The sequence below is a fragment of the Flavobacterium sp. H122 genome, assembly GCF_004959765.1.
Classification (GTDB): domain Bacteria; phylum Bacteroidota; class Bacteroidia; order Flavobacteriales; family Flavobacteriaceae; genus Flavobacterium.
Genome location: NZ_SJZD01000002.1, coordinates 327,293 through 351,380, shown reverse-complemented (window position 1 = coordinate 351,380; position 24,088 = coordinate 327,293). Strand labels below are relative to the sequence as shown.

Genomic DNA, 24,088 nt, shown 5'->3' with positions numbered 1-24,088 from the left:
TTTCAAATTTGAAACAAAAGTATAACTATTACTTTAATATCAATAGTATTTCACAAATTAATTTCCAAAGTTATATCTCAGTGTAAACCCCGATCTTATATTGGTAATAGGGAATGTTGTGGATATAACAGCTCTATTGAAATTATAGTCAAAATAAAACAATGCGGTAAGGTTATTACTAAATTTGTAATCACCTGTCAGCTTAGCAGAAATAAGGTTTTGACCACCACCAAGCTGGTTATTGTCATAATCCAGATTCCTTACAATGGTTTTATTATTCCTGTATGAAAAATCGGCTCTTAGATTAATATCACTCTTCACTACACCCGAAGCATTTTCAGCCAGTCTGGATCTTATTCTTACATCTTTGATTCTGTATCCCAAACCAACAACATATTCAAGACCTTTCACCTCAGTAAGTAAATTGTTATCAAAACTCAACGATAAAGTTCTGTCTTTTTTCATTTCAGCCAAGATCTTTATTGAGTTTTTCATTTCAAAATCCAGACGAACCAACGGACTGAACTGCTCAGTCAGGTTAACATTACCGATTAATGTTTTGCTAACAAAATTTTTACTATCGTCAACTTCATCAGGATTCTTATCATATTCAAAATTTGAACGTAAAGCATTTAAAGTATAGGCCGCTTTATAGGCATGCTGCAAAGAAAAACGACGGAATTTATCCTTAAAGAACTTATAGCGCATCAAACCAGTATATTTCACATTCCAGTTAGGAAGCGGAAAGTTTCTGTTATAACCTAAAGGGACATTTGAAGCGTTTCTAAAATCACTTGTATAAGTCGCCAAAAAGGCCGGAAGCAAAACCTGCTGACTGTTTTTACCATAACCAATAGGAAAACCATCAGCATCACGCACATTAGGATCATAAGTAAAATCAGAAGAAGCTCTTCGTTGAGCAAGCCTATCAGCTATTTCCAAACGATTGTTTCTGAATGCTTCAAAAGCAACAGACCCATTCTCATCGCTTTGCAGGAATGCAGTCCCTATCATAATGGTGGAAATAGAAAAATTCCCTGTATTATAAGGTGAGCGAGGCTCATATTCATCAAATTCAGCATCATATTGTTCCGTATAGTTACGGGCAACAGTTCTATCAGCAGTCAAATCAATTTTTAAATCAGGGAAAGGCTCAAGATTTGCTGTAGCCTGAATTTGTTTATTGGTAACTTCGGTATAATTTTGATTGAATTCAGGATAATTCGTAAGCCAGCCTCTTTTTGCTGCTTCATACCTGATATCGTCATCCTGCATACCAAACACGAAACCTAAAGACGGCTTGGATGATCCCCAAAACCCTACAGAAGGCAAATATCCCGGCAACATTGTTCCATTTGTTTCCGTATAATTCACCTGAACGTTTTTAATACTTGTAGCCAGACCGATTAATCCATCAACTAAAACACTTGGCTTTTCCTGTTTTTCTTTTGGTTTTGCCACTACTTTTTCTCCTGGTTTAGGAGCTACCGGAGGAGTAATAGGCGTTTTAGGTTTTTTAACCCTTTCCGAAGACTTTACCAGTCCGATATATTTATACAAAGCAGACATCGTAAATCCGGTGGACAACTTATGTGAGTTTGCATTTTGAATGGTATTTCCTAAATCGTAAACTAAACTTGGATTATTCGTTGGATCCGGACGGAATTCCCTTAGATTTATATTCCCTCTGTTCCATGCGTAATCCCCGGTATAAGTATAATCCGACTTGATGAAAGAAAGTGCAGGAATCTTATTTATAGGCAATTCATAATTTACTGTAAGCTGTTGGTTATGCTGATTAGGCTCTCCAATATTCCAGAAATCATCCCAAACGGTAAAGTCATTGCTGGAATTATTATTTTCGTCCAAATAAGTTCTGATGATATTCCCCGAAGCTGCAGTATAATTCAACTTCAAAGACTTAGTCAGATTAAAATTTAAACCATAATTATAATTAAACATAAAATTTCTGCGATAAAGCGGATCCAAACCAACCACGATGGTTTCATCCACTTGCCTAAACTGTTGTTTATTAAACTGACGTAAAATATTCGAACTAAAATTAATGTTATTAGGCATAAAATTAAAATTGAAATCGCTTAACATTTTCCAATAGGTACTTTTTTTCATGAATTTAGCATTCTTGAAAGGCTCGATACTTTTTGGTTTAAATGCATAATTATAATCAGCTGATGTTCTTACCTGCTGATCCAAGGCGTTTTCTATTTCAAAATCACGGTGCTGCGTTTCATTATATGAATATGACAATGTTAAGTTCTCCACATCATAAAAATGCGGTTTCTGTTCAGCACCTCTTTCTTTCTTAACCCCAATAAAATTGATGCTCTTACGTTTTGTATAATTTTCCGCTCGTTTTTTTATCGCTTCTTTTTCCTGATCATTTGCAGCATTATCGAGTACATCTTTTAATTTTAAATCCTGGAATAAAGGATCGTATTCAGGTGTAATAGTCTGCTCTCCTACAGCATAGTTGAACGGCAGGTTTACTCCCCATTTTTTGGGTAATAATTTACCCAAACTAACATTGGTCACAATATCATACTGCCACATATCCTCACGGCTGCGTTCATTAGGTGTCTGTTCCAAACTACCGAAACCGATTGTCCCCATTCTGCCCGTTGCCGACATTGTCAGTAAGTCAGCCATATTAGTATCAAGACTGGCAATAGCGGCCATACCACCTTTATTGTCCATATCGGCCAGACGAAGCTCATTGAACCAAACTTCACCGCTTTCAGGCAAGTTATTAGGCGCAGAATCTTTAGGGTTTTTCAAACCTACCATTAAAGTACGCACATAACCAATATTAGGATTACCTTTTACACGTATCTTCAATTTAGGATTTGATGATCCGCCATATTCAGATGCCAGCTTAGCAAAAGTATTATCATCCGGATCAAGATCACCCGGTAACGCTTTATAGCTATCCAATTTTAGTTTAGACAATGCTGCTAAATTCAAATCAATTTCATTTTCAGAAGGCCAAATTAAATTTGGATCACTGATAACATTATTCACAGATGTAATCTTTGTCAGTTTTAAAGGCAATTCCACCTGATAATAATTATTCGTAAAATCATTACCAAAACGTAAGAAAGCTACCAACTCTTCATCCTTAAGATCATCATTAACCTCTGCATCATTTTTTATCATCGGGAAATTTTCAGCATGCAAAAACATTTTGAGTTTATTATACTGACGCATATCCACGCTTACATTTTTAAATGCTGCTCTTGAATCACCGTCAACTAATGCTTCCCCATCCGGACCACTTCCTTTATACACTCTTAAAGCCAGCGATTGCTCATTTTGATTTACAACCGTGTTGTTATTATTAATTTGTTCACGCTGCACTCCCGGTGGCATTACATATCTAACAGGTCTGCGATCAGAATTTTCTTCCAGATTGACACCTTGGACATCAAAACCTGTTTTTACTGCAGGAATTGATGGATTTAGCTGGCTAAGATACCTTCTCCATTCACCCCGAACCAGATCAAGCGCTCCAAAACGCAATGTAACTTGATCATTAAAGCCATGCATTAACATACGCATAAAACGGATTGAACGAAAATCAGAAATTCCTCCTACAGGCACACCGTCACTAATTGGAATTTTGTACTGTATCCATCTTACCTCCGGATTGTCTCCATTAGGCAGTTTATTAGGAGGTGTTGTTGTCATTACACTAACTACATAAGGATCGCCTTCCTTTACATTTGGTTTAATATCTAATGAAAATTCATAATAACCTTCAATAGTATTCATTGTATTGTCGCGGTTTATGTCCTCAACATCAGGAGTGGTGGTATTCCCTCTGTTATTATCAGAAACATCTGTTGGTGAATTTTTCTCAGTACCGTTATATTTTTTATACCGTTCAGTAATCGTACCCGAGGCATTCAAATAATACTGATAATTATCCTGAGCAGGGTCATCACCTGAAAAATCCGGAAATTGAGTATTCTCTTCAATATCATTAAGACCGTTTAAACCAACATCCTGAACATTACGGTTGGCATTATCTGCATCAAAAGCATAAATAAGCGATTGATTTGCCGGAACTTTACCCCAATCTGTCTGATATGTTTTAGTATTTGACCCAGGAGCCGGTAAACCGTTTTCATATTGTTTCTTTCCGTCTTTTAATATATCCTCTGAAACTTCACCAAGATGTATAGTCAGTTTACCTGAATTTGTCGGTGAAACATTAGGATTATTATGATAAGGATCCAAAACCCAAAACTGAATATATTCAACATTGGACTGTTCGAAATTTGTCGTATTGATAGAACGCATAATCCCGCCAAATGAATCCTGTGGTATCGGCATTTGATTATTAGTTGCTGCCGGATTAAAATTGAAAGGCCCTCTCTCTTTTGGATAATACGTTAAATCCAGTGTGTTGATTACCGTTGGCTCACCTGCCGCTACATTGGTATTAGGATATAGTTCGTTTAAATAAATTCTACGTCCGTCGTATGTGGAAATATCATTGTTATCTATTCCAGCCGGACGCTGACCTGTATAAAATATTGGGTCAATAGTATACCATGATAATTTCGCTCTTTTATAGCCGTAGCTTAAATCCGGATCAGTAGCATCCTGAAAATCGGCAGGCACACTGGATAAAGTCCAGCTTAAAGGGGAACGCATATCAATTGTTGACTGCGACCCTTCAAAATCATCAACATAAACAGTTGACTCTCCTTCAAACCTGTCATTTTTTGAAGCTCCGGGTTTCAAAAAGGCTACTTCTCCTCTGAATGAAAGGTTCGAAGGCACATCTGTATCCACATTTGGGAGTTTATTTGCCAATCTGGTTAAAAATGGTACTTCTGTAGAATAATTTACATTTGCTCCAAAAATGGTATTGTTCACCGATTCCTGACCGTAATTTGTTTTTTGTGTGAACGGTCTTTCAGACATATTCAATAAAGTACCGCCAATCTGAAATTTATCAGAAAATTTATGCTCAAGATTTAATCCGATAAATCTTCTTGTTTGCTGACCAAAAACAGAATTGTTTTCAACAGAGACCTGTATAGGAGTTCCTGATGCCTGTAATGACGGATCCAAAATCTGAACACGACCTGTTTGATAATTTACACTGTAATCAACTCCTTCCTGAAGCACTCTGCCTCCTGCAGTTACAACCACAGAACCTCTGGGCACATTTGAGGCTCCCAGTGAAATACCCTCACCTCCGGAAGATTTGAAACGCCCTTTTAACTGGAACTTATTTTTCTCACTGTCCTGAAGAGCTGCAGCCTGTGTTTTTTTATATAAACTTGTAAAAACAAAGTTTCTTTGGTTAGCATTATATTTAGTTGCCGGATCACCATCATAATCTTGATCAACTGGATCTGAATCAGATTTTAACTTCTCAAATAGGTATTTACCAAAAGGTTCGACTTTTGTAAACACAATTCTTGCATTTTGAGTATCAACAGTTATACCCGGAATAAAATCAAAAAAACCATCTCCGCCGGCTTGAGGATCATTATTCACATTCAATTTATCCAGACTGAACACTTTCAGCAAAGGCATACGTGTTAAGTCACCATTTGTTGGAAGTGGTGCTGAAAGCGTAATATAATTAACCGGTGACGGATCAGTATAAAGGATATTAAATTTAAAATCGGATTGATCCAACTGATAAGCTCCCGGAATCTGATAAATATTTTTCATCATTAAATTCCAGATAGGTTTATCAACATTTGTCAGATTGGCTTTAAGTAATTTTAAAACCAAAGCTTTAGTAACAGGCGTATCTGTATTGTCAATTGTAGTTGACTCAACACCGTCGTTACCAAATTCTCCAACCTGATAAACCTCGCCGCCTATCGTATATTGATAAGCGACTGCCAATACCTCATCGTTTGTCAAACGCTGGTTTAATGAGATATATCCTAACTGAGGATGATAGGTATATTCGTTTGGATTTAATTTCCTTGCATTTTCTAGTTTTGAATAATCAACACCTTCTTTTGGTATTGGATTTACCCCTGTAAATGCATCGGAAGCAGAAGCGGAAACCTCTCTGATTTTGTCTGTCAGATTGCCTCCATTCCCAATTTTATCAGGATCAAAATTATTATTGCCGTTATCAACCGGTGAATCAGGTGGTGTAGACCCAAAAAAACCAGCTGGAATTACATCCAATCCTATTATTTCTGAATCATCCGGATAAGCACTTTGCTGCGCCTCACCTAAATCCTGCAATGCCACAATATTTCTCAGGTTATTTCCGTCCTGTGAGGCTGTAACCCTGTTCTGGCGGTTGGTCACCCAAACTTCCAAACGTGTAATCTGCACTCTCGAATTGATTACCGGGTAAGTTTCCAGTGCCTTGTCATAATTGTTTCTAAAATATTGTGATAAAAAGAAATGTCGGTCTGCATCGTAATCCAAAGCAAACATATCAAAATCCTGAACCAGACCACCGCCTTGTGAAGTTACTGTTCTTGTTTGAGATTTTTGCTCTGCAAAAACTCCTGTAAAAGTCGTTTTACCAAACTGCAGCTGGGTTTTAAAACCAAATAAACTTTGTGATCCGCGGATCAGACTGCTGTTTAAAGGCATACTAACGTTACCTACTTCAATCTTTTGTAAAATATCATCCTCCGTTGGGGTATATTCCAGTTTTATTAGATTTTGGAATGCAAAAGTAGATTCAGTATCGTAATTGGTGTTTATTTTTAATCTGGTTCCAACCTGCCCCAACAAACTCAAACTTACCCTTTGATCGAAGTCAAAATTAAACATCCGGCGGTTACGGGGTGAGAAAGCCGGATTATCCTGCTTTGTGTAACGGATTCCCAAATCAATCTCAACGGTACCGGTAGGTTTTATATCAATCGTGTTGCTTCCGAAAATGGATTCAAACAAACCTGATTTGATATAATATCTGGGCAGTAAATCCTTCTTCTTATCTTCCGCTTTTTTCTTTTGTCCGGCAACAGCATCGGCTTTCTCTTTGAAATACTTTTTTATTGCTTCTTTTTGAATCAGATTATGATACTCTTCCGGCGATAAAACTATGGGATAATCTATATTAAACCCTTCAAAAGATTTTGTATAGATATATTTATCAGATACGGGATCGTACGTATATGCCTCAAGAATACTCTGCGGATTAGCAAGTTCAATACTTCCTTTGTTATATCCTTTTACAGTATCGTTAACTTCCTGAGCATAAGAATTACTGAAAACGAAGAAAAACAGTGTTAAAAAACTGCTTTTGAGAGAAAAGTCCGAAGTATAAGAAAAAAAATTTTTCAACGTTTATAAGTTTTTTAAAGCTTGTTTGATGATGTTTTCAACTGAAGCATCCGGGGCTGAGGAAACGATTTTATCTACTACTTTTTCAGCTGTTTTACGCACAAAACCTAAAACCTCTAATGCAGATAACGCTTCATCTTTGTTTGTATTGTTTGCAGTTAAAGAAACTTCTTCAATATCATACAATTTTAACACTTTGTCTTTCAGCTCAATAATTGCTCTTTGCGCTGTTTTTGCACCAATACCTTTGATGGATTGAATAACAGCAACATCCCCTGAAGCAATTGCATTGATAATCTGTTTAGGCTCTATGGAAGACAGCATGGTTCTTGCAGTGTTGGCCCCAATTCCTGACACTGAAAGCAATAATTTAAAAATCTCTCTTTCTGATTTTTCAACAAAACCAAAAAGAGAGTGACTGTCTTCTTTAATCAATAAGTAAGTATAAAGTTTCAAAAAATCAGTTGACGGTAATAAACCAAAGGTATGCAATGATATATTTACATGATAACCCACTCCATTACAGTCAATTACAACTTCAGTAGGGTTTTTTTCAACTAATTTTCCTTGTATATGCGCAATCATAACACTTTCGTTAGCCGTCAAATATAGTAATTTTCTGTAATTACTTTACTATTAATAGACTAACTACCCTTATTCCCGACCAACTTATTTTTTGGTTTGCATGCGTTGGCGTTTTTCTTTTTCCTGTGCATCTATAACTGCAACAGTAGCCATATTTACCATTTCTTCCACACTTGCCCCCAACTGAAAAATATGTATTGGTTTATCCATTCCTAACATTATAGGACCAATAGAATCAACCTTATACAACTCTTTCAGCATTTTATAGGTAATATTGGCCGATTCCAGATTAGGGAAAATCAAAGTATTTACTTTATGTCCCGCCAGTTTGGAAAAAGGGAATTTACTTTTTAACATATCGGAATTCAAGGCAAAATCCGTTTGAATTTCTCCGTCAACGATTAAATCCGGGTAATAATTATGAAGATACGCAACTGCCTCACGTACTTTTGAAGCACTTGCATCTTTTGAAGATCCAAAGTTTGAGAAAGACACCATAGCCATCACCGGTTCCATACCGAATAATTTAACTGTTTTTGCTGTCATTAAAGCAATTTTAGCCAGATCATCAGCCGATGGATTAGGATTGATGGCAGTATCAGCCAAAAACATTGGACCACGTGAGGTCATCATCAGGTTGGTTGTTGCAATTCTGCTTACACCCGGAGCTTTACCAATTAATTCCATCATTGGTTTTACTACTGACGGATAACTGCGGGAATAACCTGTAACCAATGCATCCGCCTCTCCTTCATTAACCATCATTGCGGCAAAGTAATTACGTTCACGCATCCATTTTTGCGCATCCAATAAAGTAATTCCGCGGCGGCGGCGTGATTCCCAGTATGTATTTGCAAAGCGCAAACGTCTTTCCTCCTCTTCTTTTGTTTTAGGATCAAGAATCTCAACATCAGCATCAAAACCCAATTCTTCTTTAAGCTCTAAAATGATTTCGCGGTTTCCTAATAAAATAGGCACTCCAATTCCTTCTTCATGTACAATCTGTGCAGCTTTCAATACATCCAAATGATCAGCCTCTGCAAAAACAATCCGTTTAGGGTTTGTTTTTGCACGGTTAGCCAGCATTCGGACCATTTTATTATCAGAACCCAAACGCTCCAGCAATTCATCTTTATATCTATCCCAATCTGTGATAGGCTGTTGCGCAACTCCGCTTTCAATAGCAGCCTTAGCTACAGCTGGAGCAACTTCAGCAATTAAACGCGGATCAAATGGTTTTGGAATAATATAATCACGGCCAAAAACCAATTTAGTCTCTCCGTACGCAATATTAACCTGCTCAGGAACAGGCTGTTTTGCCAGACACGCCAATGCTTTAACAGCTGCCATTTTCATAGCTTCGTTAATTTTTGTAGCGCGCACATCTAAGGCCCCACGGAAAATATAAGGAAAGCCTAATACATTGTTTACCTGGTTAGGATAATCAGAACGGCCAGTCGCCATAATAATATCCTCACGTGTGTTAACTGCCGCATGGTAATCAATCTCAGGAATTGGATTTGCCATAGCAAACACGATTGGATCATCAGCCATTGTTAATAGCATTTCAGGCTTAAGGATATTTCCTGCTGAAAGTCCTAAAAACATATCAGCACCTACTAAAACTTCAGCTAACGTTTTTGAAGGACCGTTTTTAGCATATCTTTTTTGAAGTTCTGATAAATCATCTCTGTCCAATGTAAGCATTCCGTTTACATCAAACATATAAACGTTTTCCGATTTGACTCCAAGAGCAACATATAGATTAGCACAAGCCAAAGCGGCTGAACCCGCACCGGAAACAACCAGTTTTATTTTATCAATTTCTTTTCCTGCCAGTTCCAATGCATTTAACAATGCCGCAGAAGATATAATTGCAGTACCGTGCTGGTCATCGTGCATAACAGGAATATCCAGTTCCTCTACTAATCTTCTTTCAATTTCAAAAGATTCAGGTGCTTTGATATCCTCAAGATTAATTCCTCCGAATGTAGGTGCAATAGCTTTAACTGTATCAACAAATTTATCTATATCAGTTGCATCAACTTCAATATCAAAAACATCAATATCAGAGAAAATCTTAAAAAGCAAGGCTTTACCTTCCATTACAGGTTTTGACGCTTCAGGTCCTATATCACCCAAACCTAAAACCGCTGTACCATTCGAAATTACAGCCACAAGATTTCCCTTAGCTGTATATTTATAGACTTTATCAACATCTTTTGCGATCTCTATACATGGTTCAGCTACTCCAGGTGAATAAGCTAAAGACAGATCTCTTTGTGTTGCATATTTTTTAGTGGGAACAACCTTGATTTTTCCAGGCTGTGGTTTTGCGTGGTATAAAAGAGCTTCTCTTCTTTTTTTATCGTCTGCCATATTTTTTTGAAATATATTGGACTTGCAAAGGTAAGATATGCAGTTTAAGAATGAAAGCTTTAACCATAAAGTTTATAAATTTTACCGGTTATTTATTTATTGCTTTGTAAATCAAACCTTATGCGGTATGCCAGTCCTGCACTAAATACCGGAGTCATTTTTTGGACAGCATCAGCAGGAACATCGAGTTGAGAGTTACCTGCATTGTATCTTAGCTGATAATTCCCTAAAGAAGTTCCTAACTCTGCATATAAAATTATTTTTTTATAAATAAAACAGTCCAGAAAGAGCTTAAGCTGAATTTCATCATACCTCACATAACTATTACCATAGGCTTCCCCTAAAAAATAAGAACTGGTCGTTGTTTTAAAATGCAGACCTGTATATAACTTATCTTTCACAGGATTATATTCTATTTTGTAAAAAGAAGGCAATGTCCCGTATAATTTGAATTTGTCATTAACCCTCCAGTCAATACCCAGCAACGGAATAAAAAAATCACCAAAAGCTTCTCTGTTATAATACATGCCGGCTTTCAGTTTTACATTATCATTTACTTTCCAGCTTTCCAGCAGATAACCTCCAAACTGAAAACCATTCACCTTATCAACATCATTATAACTGGAAACCCTTTTTAAAATACTTCCAAAAGTTGTTGCCCATTTTTCATTTTTTGACACTTTTTGAAAACCTGAAGCTAACGCCAAACCTGACAAATCAACTTTGTAATTTATTTCCTGAGATATATTTCCGAGAATTTTTTCCCCGGCAACCGAAACAAATAATACGTTTTTGTTTTTAAATTCCTTCCCTAAAAAAATACTGCAATTATAATTATCAATTTGAGTATTCCAATCAGGGTGATTTTTATAAGAAGAGGATCGTGTCTGAAAATTAAAATGAACGACATCGACATGAAATTGCGCAATGAAACCCATTGGCATTAACAAAACAATCAAACTGAAAAGAATCTTTTTGCAGTTCATAGATTCCCATTAGATTAGTTGAAGAATCAAACAAAAAAGCCTCCATTAAAGGTACTGATTTTACTTCAGAAATTCAAGGTTACGAACAAGACCTTCAACCTTTGTTCGCTTTACAGCCGAGTTTTTAAATACTTTTTTAAAGACGTCTTCGGTTATTTCCTCCCAATCTTTTTTAGAAAAGGATAAAATCTCAGGATTAGGATTAAACAAGGGCTCGTTGTGCGGTTTAGAGAATCTATTCCAGGGACACACGTCCTGACACACATCGCAACCAAACATCCAGTCATCGAATTTCCCTTTCATTTCAGTTGGAATCTGATCCCTCAATTCGATAGTAAAATAGGAAATACATTTGCTTCCGTCAACCACATAAGGCTGTACTATTGCCTGTGTGGGACAGGCATCAATACAGGCAGTACACGAACCGCAATGATCGGTCGTTGGATTATCATATTCCAACTCTAAATCGATGATTAGTTCGGCAATAAAATAGAAAGAGCCAACCTGTTTTGTCAGTAAATTGGAATTTTTACCAATCCATCCCAAACCGCTTTTTGCTGCCCATGCTTTATCTAAAACCGGGGCTGAATCCACAAAGACCCTACCATTTACCTCACCTATTTCGGCCTGAATAAATTTCAATAGATCCTTGAGTTTGTCTTTAATCACGAAGTGGTAATCCTGCCCGTAAGCATATTTGGAAATTTTATAGGAATCTTCATTCTGTACCTCTGACGGATAATAATTCAGCAATAAGGAAACCACACTTTTAGCATTATCCACCAATAATCTTGGATCAAGCCGTTTGTCAAAATGATTTTCCATATATGACATTTGCCCATGCATGCCTTTTTTCAACCAAGATTCCAATCTAGGCGCTTCCTGTTCAAGAAAATTTGCTTTGGAAATTCCACAGGAAAGAAAACCGAGACGAAGTGCCTCAGCTTTTATTTTATTTGTATTTAATAATTTAGAATTCAGAATTTTGAATTTAGAAAATTGAGCACTACCTATTTATTGTTGATTCTACTTTTTGTATTTTTTATAATTGACACAAAAATTGCAGTTAGTTCATTTGCTTCATCTAAAAGAAATTTTAATTCATCATTATTTTTCCAATTCATTTCTTCAACAACTTCCAACCAAAATAAAGCTTCATCAGCTTCTTCAAGTACTATATTCATCTTTGATAAAAATTCAGCATCACTCCTTCCTCTACAAGCAGAACGATAATTTGCGCCAACTGAAGATCCTGATTTTGCGATTTGATTAACAATTAACTTTTTCACAACTGAATATTCTAAATTCTCGACAAAATTTAATATTCTTACAGCAAATTGTTTAGTTCTCTTTTTTAAATCCTTATCCTGATGCGGCATTGATTTCTAAATTCTTATTTCTAACTTCTAAATTAAAAAAGCTCTCCCTGATTCCCTAATCGTACTCTTCCCAGGTGCTTATAGGCTTTTTCAGTAACTTCACGGCCTCTGGGCGTACGGATAATAAAACCTTCCTGAATCAAAAATGGTTCATAAACTTCTTCAATGGTTTCCGCACTATCAGAAACAGCTGTTGCCAAAGTAGTTATACCTACCGGACCGCCTTTAAACTTATCAATTATGGTCGTCAGGATTTTATTGTCCATTTCATCCAGACCATGAGCATCAACATGCAGGGCTTTTAAAGCATATTTCGCAATTTCAACATCTATGGTACCATTTCCTTTTATCTGTGCAAAATCCCGGACACGACGAAGTAATGCATTTGCAATACGCGGTGTGCCACGGCTGCGGCCGGCAATTTCGATGGCAGCTTCCATTGAAATAGGCATATTTAAAATTGATGAACTACGCTGCACAATTGTGGTCAACAATTCTGTATTATAATATTGTAAACGGGACTGAATACCAAAACGGGCACGCATAGGTGCTGTAAGCAAACCCGAACGTGTTGTAGCTCCAACTAAGGTAAACGGATTCAAATTTATCTGAACGCTTCTGGCATTAGGGCCGCTTTCGATCATAATATCAATTTTATAATCTTCCATTGCCGAATACAAATACTCTTCAACAACCGGGCTCAACCTGTGGATTTCATCAATAAATAAAATATCACGTTCATCCAGATTAGTCAATAAACCTGCCAAATCGCCTGGTTTATCCAGCACCGGACCGGAAGTGATTTTTATCCCAACACCAAGTTCATTGGCTAAAATATTTGCCAAAGTCGTTTTACCTAAACCGGGCGGACCATGAAAAAGCGTATGATCTAACGCATCGCCACGTAAATTTGCCGCCTTTACAAATATTCTTAGATTTTCCAGCACCTGATCTTGTCCTGCAAAGTCTTCAAAACTCAATGGACGCAAAGCACGTTCTATATCCATCTCCTGTGGCGTGTAACGTTCTTTATTAGGATCTAAATTTTCGTTCATTTTACAAAGATAAAAATTTAGAGAGCAGTCACTGTTTTCAGTATTGAGTATTTTAAAACAAATAACTTATATTAGCCCTTCAAACCAAAAACTATGGAAGAACAAAAACAAAATTTTAAACGCGAGTTGGGATTATTGGATGCAACGTTGCTTGTTGTAGGCTCAATGATAGGCTCCGGTATTTTTATCGTAAGTGCAGACATTACCCGAAATATAGGAAGTGCCGGGTGGTTAGTACTTATATGGATTATTTCGGCATTAATTACCATCACTGCCGCAATAAGTTACGGCGAATTGAGTGCCATGTTTCCGCAGGCTGGCGGACAGTATGTTTACTTAAAAGAAGCTTACAACAAGCTGGTTGCATTTTTGTACGGATGGAGCTTTTTTGCGGTAATACAAACCGGGACAATAGCCGCTGTAGGTGTGGCATTTTCTAAATTTGCTGCTTATTTAATTCCGGCATTCAGTGAAAATAATTTTATTATAGATACACCTTCATTCAAATTAAGCGTTGCACAGATTGTATCAATTGTCACTATCATTTTACTGACATACATAAATAGCAGAGGTGTCAAAAACGGAAAAATCATACAAAAGATTTTTACCATAACCAAGATTGCTTCATTATTCGGACTAATAATCTTTGGATTATTACTGGCTGCCAAAGGAGATATTTGGGATGCCAACTGGTCAAATGCCTGGACCGCTCAGTCATTCAGCAAAGACACAAATACATGGACTCAAATTGGCGACTTTGCATTAGTTTCAGCAATAGCAGCATCAATGGTAGGCTCATTATTCTCAAGTGATGCCTGGAACGGAGTAACGTTTATCTCTGGTGAAATTAAAAACCCGGAACGTAATGTAGGACTGAGTTTGTTTTTAGGAACTTTAATTGTAAGTATTATTTATGTTTTAGCCAATGTAATGTATTTGGCGGTTATGCCTTTATCAGAAATTGCCTTTGCTCCTTCAGACAGAGTAGCTGTAGTAGCTTCTGAACATATTTTTGGCACATCGGGAACCATGATTATTGCAGTTATGATTATGATTTCAACTTTTGGTTGCAATAACGGATTGATTATGGCCGGTTCAAGAGTATATTACACTATGGCAAAAGACGGTTTGTTTTTCAAAAAAGCCGCCAATTTAAATAACGCATCAGTACCGGGATGGGGTTTATGGATCCAATGTATCTGGGCATCAACACTATGTTTGACTGGAAAATACGGTGATTTATTAGACTTCGTAATGATTATCGTAATCATATTTTACATCCTTACAATTTACGGAATCTTCATTTTACGTAAAAAAATGCCTGACGCTGCAAGACCTTACAAAGCTTTTGCATATCCGTTTTTACCAGCCCTATACATTTTAGTGGCTACTGCAATTTGTGTGATGCTGCTTATTGACAGAACAAGTACCTGTGGCTGGGGGGTATTAATTATGCTTGCAGGAATTCCGATATATTATTTAACAAAAGGGAAATAAGAATAAGCATTCAACCACAAAAAAAGAAAACCCGATAATTATATAATTATCGGGTTTTTATATTGGAATAAATTTAATATTATTTCAGTTTCTTTTTAACTGCTACTTCAGTAAATCCTTCAATGATATCGTATTCCTGAATATCATTATAGCCTTTAATCTGCATACCGCAGTCATATCCTTTAGATACTTCTTTCACGTCATCTTTGAAACGTTTCAAGGCAATTAATTCACCTGTGTAAATAACCACACCTTCACGGATCAAGCGGATTTTATTTGCTCTGTAGATTTTACCGTCAGTAACCATACATCCGGCAATAGTACCCACTTTAGAAATTTTGAATAATTCACGGATTTCTGCAGTACCGGTAATTTCTTCTTTCATTTCCGGAGAAAGCATTCCTTCCATTGCATCACGTAAATCGTCAATCGCCGCATAGATAATAGAATAGTGACGGATGTCAATTTCTTCTTTTTCTGCTAATTGTTTAGCATTTCCAGCAGGACGAACGTTAAATCCGATAATAATCGCATCTGAAGCAGAAGCCAACATAACGTCAGATTCAGTAATTGCTCCAACTCCTTTATGAATGATATTGATTTGGATTTCTTCAGTTGATAATTTAGAGAATGAATCTGACAATGCTTCAACCGATCCGTCCACGTCTCCTTTAAGGATAATGTTCAATTCTTTGAACTGACCTAAAGCAATACGGCGTCCAATTTCGTCTAACGTAATGTGACGTTGAACTCTAACTGACTGCTCACGCATTAATTGAGTACGTTTAGCCGCAATTTGTTTCGCTTCACGCTCATCTTCATAAATTGTGAACTTATCACCCGCAGTTGGCGCACCATCAAGACCTAAAATCGAGATTGGTGTAGATGGACCTGCTTCTTTAACGTTTTTACCACGTTCATCCTGCATTGCCTTAATCTTACCATGGTTTTTACCTGCCAAGATATAATCTCCAACTTTTACTGTACCAGCCTGAACTAATACTGTTGAAACATATCCACGTCCTTTATCAAGGAACGCTTCAACAACAGTACCAACCCCTGGTTTATTAGGATTAGCTTTTAGTTCTAAAACTTCAGCTTCCAATAATACTTTTTCTAATAATTCTTTTACTCCTAATCCTGTTTTTGCAGAAATATCGTGTGATTGGTATTTTCCTCCCCAATCCTCTACCAAGAAATTCATGGCAGCTAATTTTTCTTTAATTTTTTCAGGATTTGCAGTTGGTTTATCAACCTTATTGATTGCAAATACGATAGGAACACCGGCAGCCTGTGCGTGACTGATAGCTTCTTTTGTCTGTGGCATGATATCATCATCGGCAGCTACCACGATAATAGCAATATCGGTAACCTGAGCACCACGCGCACGCATCGCCGTAAACGCTTCGTGACCCGGTGTATCAAGGAAAGCAATTTCCTGACCGTTATCCAACTCTACTCCGTAGGCACCAATGTGCTGTGTAATTCCTCCTGACTCACCCGCGATTACATTCGTTTTACGGATATAATCCAGTAACGAGGTTTTACCGTGGTCAACGTGACCCATTACAGTTACAATTGGAGCACGAGGTTTTAAATCTTCCGGTCTATCTTCAACCACTTCGATATTTTCTTCGATATCTGTAGTGATAAATTCTACTTCATAACCAAATTCATCAGCAACGATTGTCAAAGTTTCAGCATCTAAACGCTGGTTCATGGTAACCATGATACCTAAAGACATACAAGTTCCGATAACTTTAGTAATAGGCACATCCATCATCGTTGCAATTTCACCCACAGTAACGAATTCTGTTACTTTAAGTGTTTTACTTCCTTCTTCCTGTGCCGCTAATTCAGCTTCTGTACGCTCACGGTGTGAATCACGTTTGTCACGACGGTATTTAGCTGCTTTAGACTTATTCCCTTTACCTTGAAGTCTTTCAAGCGTTTCTTTAATTTGATTTTTAACCTCTTCTTCTGTTGGCTCTACCTTAACAATAGGTGGTTTTTTAGTAAACTTATTTCCACCACCGCTTTTATTAAAGCCGCCTTGACCGCCTGGTCTGTTTTGACCGCCTTGACCGCCGCCTTGGTTAGACTGACCTCCTTGAGGATTTTGTCCAGGCTTGGAAGGAATTCGGTTACGTTTTTTCTTATCCCCTGCATTTTGGTTATTATTGCCGGGTCTGTTTTGGTTTTGATTTTTATCTTCCGGTTTCTTTTTAGCCTTTTCAAACTGAGACAGGTCAATTTTTTGTCCGGTAAAAGTGGCTCCGGAAAGTTTTTGATACTGCGTTTTGTATTTTTCCTCAACAGGTTTTTCTGCTTCAACTGAAGGACTAGAAACAGGTTTTACTATTTTAGGTTCAACTACCGCAGGTTTCTCTTCTTTTACAACAGGTTTTGGCTCTGGATTAGCTTTAACCTCTTCCGGTTTGATTTCAGGCTTAACTTCCGGTTTAACTTCCGGCTTCACCTCTTCTTTTATTTCTTCTTTTACTTCTTCCTTTACAACAGGCTGTGGTTTTTCCTCTTCTTTAGGCGCCTCAACAGGTTTTTGAGCAGGTTTAGGGTCTAAATCAATTTTCCCTACCTGTTTTGGTCCTGATAAAGAAGCTGCCTTTGCCTTGATGATTTCCTGACGCGCACGTTCTTCTTCCAGACGTTTTTGTTCCAGTTCATGTTCGCGTTCTAAACGAAGAGCTTCTTTTTCTTTTCTTTTCTCTTCGCTTACCTCTTTAGAAGCATCTTTGTTTCCTTTATCTCCAGCAAATTGATTGGATAGAACTCCATATATCTCTTCTGTGATTTTTGTATTAGGGTTCGATTCTATTGTAAAACCTTTTTCCTTTAAAAAATCAACAGCTCTTTCAAGAGATATATTAAATTCTCTTAATACTTTGTTTATTCTTATTGTTCCTTCAGACATAAATTTTATTTATGGTTTTTTATTTTTTGTGGATTAAAAAGGGAACTAATTAATCTTCAAATTCTTCTTTTAAAATCTTGATAACCTCAAGAATGGTTTCTTCTTCCAAATCAGTACGGCGAACTAAATCGTTTACATCCTGGTTAAGTATGCTGCGGGCTGTATCCAAACCAATTTTTGCAAACTCATCTATGATCCATCCATCAATTTCATCAGAGAATTCAGTCAATTCAACATCATCTTCATCTGCAATCGTGTTACCTTCACGGATTACATCTAACTCATAACCTGTCAACTGACCTGCTAATTTAATATTATGACCGCCACGGCCAATTGCTTTTGAAACTTCTTCCAATTTCAAATACACTTCCGCAGTTTTCTTTTCTTCATCGATTTTGATAGAAGAAACTTTTGCAGGGCTCAATGCTCTGGTAATGTATAACTGCGTATTGTTAGTATAATTGATAACATCGATATTCTCATTTCCTAATTCACGAACGATACCGTGAATACGGGAACCTTTCATACCCACACATGCTCCAACCGGGTCAATACGGTCATCATACGAATCTACAGCCACTTTTGCTTTTTCGCCCGGAATACGAACTACTTTTTTAATCGTAATCAATCCGTCGAAAACCTCAGGAATTTCCTGCTCAAATAATTTTTCCAAGAATTTCTCGGAAGTTCTTGACATAATAATTTGAGGCTTGTTGCCTTTTAACTCAACATTTTCTATAATTCCACGAACATTGTCTCCTTTACGGAAAAAATCTGATGGAATCTGCTTTTCTTTCGGCAATACAATCTCATTCCCTTCGTCATCAACCAAAATTACCGCTTTTGGACGCACATGGTGTACCTCAGCTGTATAAATATCTCCTATTAGATCTTTAAATTGCTTATACAGATTAGTATTGTCATGCTCATGGATTTTAGAAATCAGGTTTTGACGCAATGCCAAAATAGCTCTTCTTCCTAAATCAATCAACTTCACCTCTTCTGAAACTTCTTCACCTATTTCAAAATCCGGCTCAATTTTACGAGCCTCTGAAAGAGAAATCTCTTCATTTTCAAAATCCAAATCCTCGTCTGCTACAATAACTCTACGTCTCCAGATTTCCATATCCCCTTTATCAGGATTGATAATGATATCAAAATTATCATCTGAACCGTATTTTTTCTTCAATGCATTTCTGAACACATCCTCTAAAATAGCCATTAGCGTTACGCGATCGATAGATTTATCGTCTTTAAACTCTGAAAACGAATCGATTAATGCTAAATTCTCCATACCAACTCTTTAATTTTAAAATATAATTGTAACTACCGCTTCCACAATATCCCCGTAAGGAATTTTTTCATTGTGAAGAACTGTTTCCTTTCCTTTTCCTATTTTTTTGGGTTCACGGGAACTCCACTCAACTGTAATATTTTTCTCTGAAGCATCAATCAGTTCCGCTTCAAAAGTTTTTTCTTTTGTTTTTATCTTTAAAGTCCTGCCAATATTTTTCTTGTACTGACGAACTAATTTTAAAGGCGCAGCAACTCCGGCAGAAGCAACTTCAAGAGCAAAATCCTGCTCTTCTCTATCCAAATTATTTTCGATAACACGGCTTACATTCACACAATCCTGCAACTGTACACCATTATCACCGTCTAAAGTTACGATAATTTTATTACTGTCAGTGATCGTTAAATCAATCAAAAACAAATGCGGATTTTCCCCGATTGCCTGATTTAATAATTGCTCTACTTTTTCCTTAAACCCCATTTTGTATAAAAAGAGGCACGCTGTGCGTGCCTCATTATTTAATTCAACTTCTAAATAACGGTGCAAATATACAACTTTTTTTCATATACAGAAATTATTGATTGATGTTAAAATTTTTCTTACCTTTAATGTACAAATTTGATAGTAAATATTTTACAATCCCTTAAACATTACATAAGTATGAAAAGAATATTAGTTCCTACCGACTTTTCCAAACATGCTGAATACGCATTAAAAGTAGCTTCCCAATTTGCCAAAAAATACAATGCCGAAATTTATTTGGTCCATATGCTCGAATTACCGCATCAGGGAAATGATGCAGTTTCGCATGGTCATGAAATTCCGGAAATCATGTTTTTCAAGAACGCAATGACAGCAAAAATGGACGAATTAATGAACAAAGATTATCTGGATGACATTGAAGTTTTTCAGATTGTCAAATTAGAACATGCCTTTGAAGGCATAATGAAAGTGATAAATTCACATGAAATCGATTTAATAATCATGGGGTCACACGGCGCAAGCGGGGTTAAAGAAATGTTTGTAGGCTCAAATGCAGAAAAAGTAGTCCGCAACGCTAATGTACCTGTACTGGTAATAAAAGATGAAAAGCAGGATTTTAAAATTGACAATTTTGTCTTTGCTTCTGATTTTTCTGATGAAATCAAAAAACCATTTGAAAGCGTGGCACGGTTTGCAAACGAATTTGGAGCAACATTACATTTGGTCAATGTAAACACCCCGAATAATTTCCGTTCTACGAGAACTGCCCAGAGCCTAATGGATAATTTTATCAGTGAATTCAAAGTAGACAAATACCAGACTCACATTTATAATGATGTCAATATAGAAGCCGGTGTATTGCATTTATCTAATGATATTAAAGCAGATTTAATAGGAATGTGCACCCACGGAAGAAAAGGTTTGGCACATTTCTTAAACGGCAGTATAAGTGAAAGCCTTGTCAATCATGCACAAAGACCAGTCATGACCTTTAAGATATAAAACCTAAAACTCCGCTAAAGCGGAGTTTTTTATTTATTCATATGCTGCATTTCGTATACAAAAGTATCCAGATCCACATTCAGCATTAATAACGAAAACGCTTTGTCAACAATATAACTCACATTACCGGGCGTAAACCCTAAAGCCAGACAGAACTTAGTTAATATTTCTTTTTGTTTAGGTCCTAAAACCTGATCAGCGTATACCATTCTTGACAAATCATACAAACGCTCCAAACGTTGTACATATAAGGCAGGAGGATTAATAGGGTATTTCGTAGGATTTTCTAAAATCTCCTCATATTCTTCATCAGAAATTTCCAAACGGCTTTTCAGTTTGTCCAAGAATTGTTTTTCTTCAACACTTAAATCCCCATCAGCAATTGCCACACGCACAATAGCCGAAAAATGCCCCTTGTTCCTAGCTTTAAATTCACTATCAAATAAATCAGAAATTGACATAGTTTGTTGTTTTTAATTTCTTACAAATGTACTCAAACTAAAAATCTTTTCAAAGAAATGTGGGTATCAATAAAATTTGTAAGTTTGAAAATCCTAAATCTATCGCTATGCAAGAATTCTGGCTGTATTTTGAAATAGGTCTTCGACACGTTTTAAACATCAAAGCTTATGACCATGTTTTATTCTTAATTGGAATGACCATTCCTTACACTTTTAACGACTGGAAAAAATGGCTGACATTAGTGAGCTTGTTCACCTTAGGGCATTCAATCGCGCTTATCTTATCAGTTTTCGGAGTTGTATATATAAGAGAAAACCTGGTTGAATTTTTAATCCCCATCACAATATTAATTGTTGCTCTATTCAATTTATTTACAGCCGGAAAAAGTTCAAAATCCGAAAGCATTACATTAATAGCAATAGTAACTTTGTTATTTGGTATTATACATGGTTTAGGATTTTCGAATTATTTTAAAACTATATTACCCGGAAATACAACTGACAAACTTTTACCATTAGGTGAATTTGCCTTAGGTATAGAATGTGCCCAAATAATAGTAGTTTTAGTTGTACTCATTTTATCATTTGTTGTACAATCCGTTTTTAGATTTTCAAAGAGAGACTGGACATTAGTAATGTCATCTTTTATAATAGGTGTAGTAATACCGCTTATCATACAAAGCCCTATTTGGCACAGATAAAAAATGAACGAAACAAAATTAAACAAATACGACACTGCTTATTTAAGACTGGCCAAAGAATGGAGTAAATTATCTTACTGCAAACGCAAGCAGGTTGGCGCGATTATTGTGAGAGATAGGATGATTATTTCCGACGGATACAACGGTACCCCTTCCGGTTTTGAAAATTGCTGTGAAGACGAAGACAATTTAACCCATTGGTACGTTTTACATGCGGAAGCCAATGCTATTTTGAAAGTAGCAAATTCAACCCAGTCATGTAAAGACGCAACATTATACATAACACTGTCACCCTGTAAAGAATGCTCAAAACTGATTCATCAGGCCGGCATAAAAAGAGTAGTGTATCATGAAGGATATAAAGACGATTCCGGGTTACAATTTTTAGAAAAAGCAGGCGTTATAGTGCAACACATTGAGGAATTAGAATAAAATGAAAATTGATAAAATATATCTACCTGTTATCATGTTTGCCACTCTGGCAATAGGATTTTTTTTGGGAGGAATATTTATCAAAGCACCAGCTGCAACTGTTGTAAATGAGAAAAATGAAACCAAGCAAAAGCTCAACAGACTTATTGATTTCATTGACAGTGAATATGTAGACAATGTAAATACCGATTCAATTGTTGACCAAACGGTTACCGGAATTTTAGAAAAACTCGACCCCCATTCAATATATATTGCCAGAAACGAAGCCCAGCACGAATCTGAATTAATGCAGGGTAATTTTGTAGGCATAGGCGTTAATTTTTTCATCGAAAAAGACACTGTTATCATCATCAATCCAATAGCCGGAAGTCCATCGGAAAAAGCCGGAATTAAAGCCGGTGACAGATTATTATACGCTGACAGCAATAAGCTTTTTGGAAAAAAAATCAACTCGGACAAACTTTATAAAGTTATAAAAGGCGAGCCTGAATCAAAAGTAAAGCTTACTGTCTTTAGAAAATCCGAAAATAAAAAATATCAATTCGACATAATCCGAAACACAATACCGGTTAAAAGTGTTGACATAGCTGTCATGCTCAATAAAAAAACCGGATATATTAAAATAAACAGGTTTGCTGAAACCACTTACCGCGAATTTCAGAAAGGTTTAGTGCAATTAATAAAAAAAGATGCAAACAGTTTAATATTGGACTTACGTGACAACAGCGGCGGTTACATGGAAGAAGCCATAAAAATTATAGACGAGTTTTTACCTGAAAAGAAACTAATCGTTTTTACCAAAAACAAAAAAGGCAAAATCGAAAAAACATTTGCCACTGCAAACGGGGTTTTTGAAAAAGGCAAAATTGAAGTTCTAATAAATGAAAACTCAGCTTCTGCCAGTGAAATAATAGCCGGAGCCATACAGGATAACGACAGAGGACTTATTATCGGCCGTCGATCTTTCGGCAAGGGACTGGTGCAGCGCGAAATGAATTTTAAAGACGGATCCAGTGTACGCCTGACTGTTGCAAGATATTATACTCCAACAGGGAGATCTATACAAAAATCCTATAAAAACGGCGTTGACGATTATATGAATGATTTCATGCAGCGTTATCACAATGGAGAATTATATGCAAAAGACAGCATTAAAATTGCAGACACCTTAAAATTCAAGACACCTAAAGGGCGGATTGTATATGGTGGCGGAGGTATTGTACCAGATGTTTTTGTTCCTATAGAATCTACAAAAGGAAATGAAGTTGTACCGCTTTTAATGCAGTCTGGAATAGTAATGAATTTTGTTTTTAAAACAATCGACAAAGACCGTAAAACTTTTGAGAAATTAAATTTCAGTCAATTATTTCAAAAAATACATACCTCAGATATTTATTTTGAGCTTTTCAAAAAACATGTTCATGAATCAGATGCCTTCATTGATTTGGAAAACAACAAAGGCTATGTTAAAAAGTACTTAACCGCAGAATTTTCCCGCCAGCTTTTAGATGAAAACTATTATTATCTAGTTACATTAAAAGACGACCCTATGATCAGGGAAGCCTTATCCCAATAAAAAATGCTGTCTTTCAGACAG

16 protein-coding genes are annotated in these 24,088 nt (G+C 36.5%); 5 read left to right on the top strand and 11 right to left on the bottom strand.

Annotated elements, in window-relative coordinates; genetic code table 11:
• Window positions 1-57 precede the first annotated feature (57 nt).
• The 7 genes from sprA to ruvB form a co-directional block, all read right to left on the bottom strand.
• Entirely contained in the window at window positions 58-7,305 is a 7,248-nt protein-coding gene (gene sprA, locus EZM65_RS05055; protein WP_136667458.1) for a cell surface protein SprA, read from the bottom strand.
• 3 nt (window positions 7,306-7,308) lie between these two features.
• A complete protein-coding gene (gene ruvA / locus EZM65_RS05050; protein ID WP_136667457.1) occupies window positions 7,309-7,890 on the bottom strand; it encodes a Holliday junction branch migration protein RuvA in 582 nt (193 codons plus the stop codon).
• 84 nt (window positions 7,891-7,974) lie between these two features.
• Window positions 7,975-10,269, bottom strand: coding sequence for an NADP-dependent malic enzyme (locus EZM65_RS05045; protein WP_136667456.1), 2,295 nt, complete (start codon window positions 10,267-10,269; stop codon window positions 7,975-7,977).
• Window positions 10,270-10,361: 92 nt separating this feature from the next.
• The gene (locus EZM65_RS05040; protein ID WP_136667455.1) at window positions 10,362-11,255 is read right to left on the bottom strand and encodes a DUF6268 family outer membrane beta-barrel protein; all 894 of its coding nucleotides are present in this window, start codon (window positions 11,253-11,255) and stop codon (window positions 10,362-10,364) included.
• A gap of 60 nt (window positions 11,256-11,315) precedes the next feature.
• Window positions 11,316-12,236: a tRNA epoxyqueuosine(34) reductase QueG gene (gene queG / locus EZM65_RS05035; protein WP_371682991.1), complete on the bottom strand. Its 921-nt coding sequence runs from the start codon at window positions 12,234-12,236 to the stop codon at window positions 11,316-11,318.
• 29 nt (window positions 12,237-12,265) lie between these two features.
• Complete coding sequence (locus EZM65_RS05030; RefSeq protein WP_136667453.1) at window positions 12,266-12,634, bottom strand: four helix bundle protein; 369 nt, start codon at window positions 12,632-12,634, stop codon at window positions 12,266-12,268.
• Between the two features lie 32 nt (window positions 12,635-12,666).
• Window positions 12,667-13,689, bottom strand: a complete 1,023-nt coding sequence (ruvB, locus tag EZM65_RS05025; RefSeq protein WP_136667452.1) for a Holliday junction branch migration DNA helicase RuvB — start codon at window positions 13,687-13,689, stop codon at window positions 12,667-12,669.
• A gap of 93 nt (window positions 13,690-13,782) precedes the next feature.
• Between ruvB and EZM65_RS05020 the strand changes: the two genes are divergently transcribed.
• Window positions 13,783-15,186, top strand: a complete 1,404-nt coding sequence (locus tag EZM65_RS05020; protein ID WP_136667451.1) for an APC family permease — start codon at window positions 13,783-13,785, stop codon at window positions 15,184-15,186.
• A 79-nt stretch (window positions 15,187-15,265) separates the two neighbouring features.
• On the opposite strand, the gene infB is transcribed toward EZM65_RS05020, so the two are convergent.
• Genes infB through rimP form a run of 3 tightly spaced genes read right to left on the bottom strand, consistent with a single transcriptional unit; the run spans window position 15,266 to window position 19,892 of the window.
• Complete coding sequence (gene infB / locus EZM65_RS05015; protein ID WP_136667450.1) at window positions 15,266-18,118, bottom strand: translation initiation factor IF-2; 2,853 nt, start codon at window positions 18,116-18,118, stop codon at window positions 15,266-15,268.
• Between the two features lie 49 nt (window positions 18,119-18,167).
• Complete coding sequence (nusA, locus tag EZM65_RS05010; RefSeq protein WP_136667449.1) at window positions 18,168-19,412, bottom strand: transcription termination factor NusA; 1,245 nt, start codon at window positions 19,410-19,412, stop codon at window positions 18,168-18,170.
• Between the two features lie 15 nt (window positions 19,413-19,427).
• Entirely contained in the window at window positions 19,428-19,892 is a 465-nt protein-coding gene (gene rimP, locus EZM65_RS05005) for a ribosome assembly cofactor RimP (RefSeq protein ID WP_136667525.1), read from the bottom strand.
• 180 nt (window positions 19,893-20,072) lie between these two features.
• Here rimP and EZM65_RS05000 point away from each other — a divergent pair, with 180 nt between their 5' ends.
• On the top strand, window positions 20,073-20,897 hold the full coding sequence (locus EZM65_RS05000) for a universal stress protein (RefSeq protein ID WP_136667448.1): 825 nt from the start codon (window positions 20,073-20,075) through the stop codon (window positions 20,895-20,897).
• A gap of 29 nt (window positions 20,898-20,926) precedes the next feature.
• On the opposite strand, the gene EZM65_RS04995 is transcribed toward EZM65_RS05000, so the two are convergent.
• A complete protein-coding gene (locus tag EZM65_RS04995; protein WP_136667447.1) occupies window positions 20,927-21,358 on the bottom strand; it encodes a TerB family tellurite resistance protein in 432 nt (143 codons plus the stop codon).
• Between the two features lie 107 nt (window positions 21,359-21,465).
• Between EZM65_RS04995 and EZM65_RS04990 the strand changes: the two genes are divergently transcribed.
• Genes EZM65_RS04990 through EZM65_RS04980 form a run of 3 tightly spaced genes read left to right on the top strand, consistent with a single transcriptional unit; the run spans window position 21,466 to window position 24,067 of the window.
• Complete coding sequence (locus tag EZM65_RS04990) at window positions 21,466-22,059, top strand: HupE/UreJ family protein (protein WP_136667446.1); 594 nt, start codon at window positions 21,466-21,468, stop codon at window positions 22,057-22,059.
• 3 nt (window positions 22,060-22,062) lie between these two features.
• A complete protein-coding gene (locus EZM65_RS04985) occupies window positions 22,063-22,491 on the top strand; it encodes a dCMP deaminase family protein (RefSeq protein ID WP_136667445.1) in 429 nt (142 codons plus the stop codon).
• 1 nt (window position 22,492) lies between these two features.
• The gene (locus EZM65_RS04980) at window positions 22,493-24,067 is read left to right on the top strand and encodes a S41 family peptidase (RefSeq protein WP_136667444.1); all 1,575 of its coding nucleotides are present in this window, start codon (window positions 22,493-22,495) and stop codon (window positions 24,065-24,067) included.
• Window positions 24,068-24,088 lie beyond the last annotated feature (21 nt).